This is a genomic window from Pseudomonas sp. GXM4, assembly GCF_008923895.1.
GTDB lineage: Bacteria > Pseudomonadota > Gammaproteobacteria > Pseudomonadales > Pseudomonadaceae > Aquipseudomonas > Aquipseudomonas atacamensis.
Map to the genome: position 1 here is coordinate 1 of NZ_WBRZ01000338.1, position 5,189 is coordinate 5,189.

8 protein-coding genes are annotated in these 5,189 nt (G+C 58.6%); 4 read left to right on the top strand and 4 right to left on the bottom strand.

The features are described 5' to 3' along the window. Positions 1–64: 64 nt before the first annotated feature. Positions 65–1,081, top strand: a complete 1,017-nt coding sequence (locus F8N49_RS25355; protein ID WP_151553068.1) for an ABC transporter substrate-binding protein — start codon at positions 65–67, stop codon at positions 1,079–1,081. A 36-nt stretch (positions 1,082–1,117) separates the two neighbouring features. Here the strand turns inward: F8N49_RS25355 and F8N49_RS25360 are convergent, their stop codons facing one another. Then, positions 1,118–1,315, bottom strand: coding sequence for a helix-turn-helix transcriptional regulator (locus F8N49_RS25360; RefSeq protein ID WP_071171858.1), 198 nt, complete (start codon positions 1,313–1,315; stop codon positions 1,118–1,120). Beyond that, positions 1,312–1,686, bottom strand: coding sequence for a hypothetical protein (locus F8N49_RS25365; protein ID WP_130899769.1), 375 nt, complete (start codon positions 1,684–1,686; stop codon positions 1,312–1,314). The genes F8N49_RS25360 and F8N49_RS25365 overlap by 4 nt, the downstream gene beginning before the upstream one ends. A 219-nt stretch (positions 1,687–1,905) precedes the next feature. On the opposite strand from F8N49_RS25365, the gene F8N49_RS25370 reads away from it, so the two are divergent. Further along, a complete protein-coding gene (locus F8N49_RS25370; protein WP_071171860.1) occupies positions 1,906–2,397 on the top strand; it encodes a hypothetical protein in 492 nt (163 codons plus the stop codon). An 88-nt stretch (positions 2,398–2,485) separates the two neighbouring features. On the opposite strand, the gene F8N49_RS25375 is transcribed toward F8N49_RS25370, so the two are convergent. Together F8N49_RS25375 and F8N49_RS25380 are read right to left on the bottom strand one after the other, a co-directional pair. After that, the gene (locus F8N49_RS25375) at positions 2,486–2,965 is read right to left on the bottom strand and encodes a copper chaperone PCu(A)C (protein WP_056784698.1); all 480 of its coding nucleotides are present in this window, start codon (positions 2,963–2,965) and stop codon (positions 2,486–2,488) included. Then, positions 2,965–3,570 carry an SCO family protein gene (locus F8N49_RS25380; protein ID WP_016774221.1) on the bottom strand — a complete coding sequence of 202 codons (606 nt, stop codon included), beginning with the start codon at positions 3,568–3,570 and terminating at the stop codon, positions 2,965–2,967. Before F8N49_RS25380 ends, F8N49_RS25375 begins: the two co-directional genes overlap by 1 nt. Before the next feature lie 274 nt (positions 3,571–3,844). Here F8N49_RS25380 and F8N49_RS25385 point away from each other — a divergent pair, with 274 nt between their 5' ends. Continuing rightward, entirely contained in the window at positions 3,845–4,771 is a 927-nt protein-coding gene (locus F8N49_RS25385) for a Gfo/Idh/MocA family protein (RefSeq protein WP_122746941.1), read from the top strand. A 129-nt stretch (positions 4,772–4,900) separates the two neighbouring features. Next, on the top strand, positions 4,901–5,189 hold a 289-nt coding region (locus F8N49_RS25390), incomplete at its 3' end, for a hypothetical protein (RefSeq protein WP_178117046.1).

The window sequence follows — 5,189 nt, forward strand, 5'->3', positions numbered from 1 at the left end:
TTAATTTATGTTTTTTATAGCTATAAAGTCAGGCCTTTCAGCCCACCCATGCTACGAGGTTGTCATGGCCACACCGTTCAAACGTTCTGCGCTGACTCTGTTGGCCGCAACTCTGGCAGCGGGCGCGCTGTTCAGCAGCGGCGCCCGGGCCGAGGGCAAGATCAGCATCGCCCAGCAATTCGGTATCGGTTATCTAATCCTCGATGTCGTGCGCGATCAACAGCTGATCGAGAAACACGGCAAGGCCCAGGGCCTGGAGATCAAGGTCGACTGGAACAGCATTTCCGGCGCTACGGCCATGAATGAGGCGCTGCTCACCGGAGCGCTGGACGTCGTCTCGGCCGGCGTGCCGCCGATGCTCACCGTGTGGGATCGCACCAAGGGCAAACAGAACGTCAAAGCCATCGCCGCGCTGGGCTCGATGCCCAATTACCTGCTGACCAACAACCCGAACATCAAAACGCTGAAAGACTTCAGCGACAAGGATCGTATCGCCGTGCCCGCCGCTGGCGTGGGTTTCCAGTCGCGCACCCTGCAGATTGAAACCGCCAGGGAATTCGGAGACGAGCAGTTCAAGAAGTTCGACAACATTTCAGTCAGCCTGCCGCACCCGGACGCCACCGCTGCGCTGATTGCCGGCGGCTCGGAAATCAACTCGCATTTCTCCAGCCCACCGTTCCAGTACCAAGCGCTGCAAAACCCCAACGTGCATAAAGTGCTGAGCTCCTACGACATCCTCGGCGGCCCGGCGACGTTCAACGTGCTCTACACCACGGAAAAATTCCACGACGAAAACCCGAAAACCTACAAGGCGTTCTACGACGCACTGGCCGAAGCCGAGAAGATCATCAAGGCCGACAAGCCCGCCGCCGCCCAAGCCTACATTCGTGTAGAGCAATCGAAACTGCCGCTGGCCCTGGTCGAGCAAATCGTCAAAGACCCGGAAATCGACTTCACCGTTGTGCCGCACCGCACGTTCATCTACGCCGAGAAATTGCAGGAATTGGGCGTGCTGAAAAACAAGGCGGGGAGCTGGAAGGATTACTTCTTTGAAGAAGCGCATGGTGGTGCGGGGAGTTGATCGAACAGGGGCAACGTGTGTTGCCCCTTTTGCCATTCAAGATTCGCCATCATCAAAAATGCTCTCAATCGGCAGCTCAAACGCCCGGGCAACCTGAAACGCCAATGGCAGGCTCGGATCGTAGCGTTCGTTTTCGATGGCGTTGATCGTCTGGCGCGACACGTTCAGGCGTTCGGCCAGATCGACCTGCGACCACTTGCGCTCGGCGCGCAATTCCTTGAGACGGTTTTTCATTGGTAGCGGCGTCGCGCAATGTGCAGGCCGACAATCCACATCAGCCCCATTACCGGCCACACACACGTCCACGGGATATGCGGGGCGCCGACGTTTTCCAGAAAACCGTAGCTGAAGGTCACCAATGCCGAGGCGGCAAAGGCGAACCCCAAGGCTTCGAACTGGATGCGCAGATGCATTTCGTCCATGCGCCGCATGTTCCGCACGATGGCCCAGCACATCAGGGCCGCCGGAATGATCGGCGTCAGTGCGACGGCCGAGCGCAGCACGAGGTGCGCATCCATCAGGTATTGCGAGGCAATCAATGATGCTGTCAGCACCAGCATGTAGAGGATTAATGCTGCGCCCAATTCGAGGTGGTACCGGTTCATTCTTCACTTCCTATGTAAAAGACCCTTTACATGGTTGCTGATGTTGTTTCAGATGTAAAGCACGCTTTCCATCAGGCTGGTTACTTCGAACACGCTCGAGCCGGATAACTTGCAGCCGGGTTCACGCTTCTGGACAGCGTATTAGCCACTCAGTAGCATTTGCCTCCAACGGATTTTCCCTTCGCACGTCGTCCGGCGTGGAACGCTCAAGGAATCGACATGCGCGACACTCCCGCTGACTCACAACGAACGGTCGTGACCCTGGTCAACGGCGAGATTCGCTGTGACACCCAGATCAGTTTCAGCTCCGTCTCGCTCGTCGATGGCGAAATTCGCGTGCATCGTGCTGAAGGCAATCAGATCGAGGTGCCTGTGCCCGGGGCGGACTTCGCGCTGCGCTTTGATCTGCAGGGGATGCAGAAAGTACCGGAGGCGCCACAGACGCCGGTCGAACCGGTGCCTGCCGACGACAGTTTGAAGTTGTTCAACTCGAAAACCGTGTGGGTCACACTGGCGCTGTGGTTCTTCGTGAGTTCGGTGTTCGGTTGGTTGGGGATCGTGGTAGCAGTCGGATATTTCGCTTACCACTGGCGTCAGGTAACGAAGCGCAAGGAACAGTTGGCCAAGGCGACCGTCGTTGAACCCATGACCCGTTCCAGCTCAGGGATGTCACCGGAAAGCGTGCGCAACGCATTGGCCCGCAAGCGTTGATTCTGCACACATCAAAAAAAAGGGGCGGCCTGATCATCGATCAGGCCGCCCCGTTTTTCTGTCAGGCGAACAGTCTTTCAGTCAGCGATCAATGCATCTTGCTGTGATCGTGGCCGCCCATGTTGGTCAGCGCGCGGACCGGTGCCTTGACTTCAATGGTTTCTTTCTCGCCCTTGGCGTTTTCCACGGTCAGGGTCAGCGGCACGTTTTCGCCTTCCTTCAACTGACCGGTCAGGCCCATCAGCATGACGTGGTAGCCGTTCGGGTCGAAGCTCACGGCTTTGCCGGCAGGCAACTCAACCGACTTCACCGGGCCCATGGTCATCACATCGTTCTTCATGCTCATTTCATGAATCTGAACGTCCTTGGCCACTGGCGAGGCAACGCTGAGCAGCTTGCTGTCGCTGTCGGCAGTGACGGTCATGAACGCGCCGCTGGCGGACTGGGTCGGCACAGTGGCACGGACCCAGGCGTCGTCGACTTTGGTCTGCGCCGACGCCTGGAAGGCCAGGCCGAGCAGGGACAGTGCACATACGGTGCGTTTGAGGTGATTCAGAACGGGATGCATCAGCAGACCTCCATAACAGTAAGCAAATCTTCCGTGCACTCTTGGGCTGTCAGCGAAGTGGACAGGCCCAGGCGCAACTCACCACGCGAGTCGTAGACGTAGCTGGTGGACGTATGGGAGATGGTGTAGGTGTCGCCGGCCGGGACTTTCTCGTAGAACACGTCGAATTCCTTGGCGGTGGCCTTGGTTTCCTCAAGCGTGCCGTACAGCGCGACGAAGCTCGGGTCGAAGGCTTTGACGTAGGCGTCGAGGATCTGCGGCGTGTCGCGTTCCGGGTCGAGGGTGATGAACACCACTTGCAAACGATCGCCGTCGCGGCCCATCAGTTTCTTGATCTGCGCGGCGCGCGCCAGGGTGGTGGGGCAAACGGCCGGGCACTGGGTGAAGCCGAAGAAGATCATCGGCATCATCCCGCGAAAGCTCGACAGCGACATGGTTTCGCCTTCGGGATTCTTCAGCTTGAAGGTGCGTCCGAGGATCTTGTCGCTCAGATCCTTGCCGTACTTGTACGACAGTTGGCCACGGGTATCGCAACCGGCGAGCAGGCCGAGCCCGAGCACGCCCATTCCCGCAAGTACCTTGCGGCGAGTCAACAAAGCCGTCATCTAATACCGCCTTTTGCAGCCCGCCAGTCGGCAGGACTGGCGAGGGGTTAACCGTAAAAGCGCCGCATGATAGCAAACTGAGGCTGATCGCCGGCTGCCGATCGCCGCGCGGTGCGGGATTGGACGACAAAAGGTGTAAGAAGAAATGACGAATAAGCCATGCGTTCGCCGCGACCAAACTTTGATTTAAATAGTATGACGATTGGAGGCGGGCGCAGAAACACGTACTCTTGCCGCTGCGCTGCAAAGACCAAAACAACAACAGGAGTCTGTAATGCAACCGATTCGTCTCGGCCTGGTGGGCTACGGCAAGATCGCCCAAGATCAACACGTCCCCGCCATCCTCGCCAACCCGGCATTCCAGTTGGTGGCGGTCGCTACCCAGGGCAAACCTTGCGCCGGGGTGGAGAACTTCCAGTCGCTGGGCGAACTGCTTGAAAACGGCCCGACTGTCGACGCAATTGCGTTCTGCACGCCGCCACAAGGGCGCTTCGCGCTGGTGCAACAGGCGTTGGCGGCCGGCAAGCACGTGCTGGTGGAAAAACCGCCCTGTGCAACATTGGGCGAGGCCATGGCCCTGGTCGATCAAGTCTCCGACCAAGGCATCAGCGCTTTGTTCGCCTGGCACTCGCGCTATGCACCGGGCATCGCCGCCGCCCGCGACTGGCTGGCCAGCCGCACCCTGCAAAGCGTTCGGATCGACTGGAAGGAAGACGTGCGCAAGTGGCATCCGGGTCAGGCATGGATCTGGCAGCCGGGCGGCCTCGGCGTATTCGATCCGGGCATCAACGCTTTGTCGATCATCACCCACCTGCTGGCGCTGCCGCTGTTTGTCGAAGCCGCCGAACTGCGCGTGCCGAGCAACTGCCAGTCGCCGATTGCCGCCTCGATCAAAATGTCTGATGCACATCAGCTCGACGTACGCGCCGAGTTCGACTTCGACCATGGCCACGATGAACTGTGGAGCATCGAAATCCGCTGCGTCGAAGGCATCCTGCGCCTGGACAATGGCGGCGCGGTGCTGAGCATCGACGGCGTGCGCCAAAGTGTGTCGGAGGAGGGCGAGTACGCAGCGGTCTACCGCCACTTCCAGCAATTGATCAGCGACAAGGACAGCGACCTGGATCTGCAACCGTTGCGCCTGGTGGCGGACAGTTTCTTTGTCGGTAGTCGCGCGTTGGTTGAGCCGTTCTACGATTGAAGTGGATTGTCCGGTTTGAGTGGACGGTGTAACCCTTTTCAAGCGATTTATCCCTTTGCTGTGCGTCAGTAATCTGTACCCAACTTGAACGCAACAACAAAACTCCAAACTTGAAAAGGGACGCACACCATGACCACTCCAACCTACAACCGCCTGAACAAAGATGACGCTATCGTGCTGCTGGTTGACCACCAGACCGGTCTGATCTCGCTGGTGCAGGACTTCTCGCCGAACGAGTTCAAGAACAACGTGCTGGCGCTGGCGGATCTGGCCAAGTTCTTCGACCTGCCAACCATCCTCACCACCAGCTTCGAACAAGGCCCGAACGGCCCGCTGGTGCCGGAGCTGAAAGAGATGTTCCCGGACGCGCCGTACATCGCTCGCCCAGGTCAGATCAACGCTTGGGACAACGAAGATT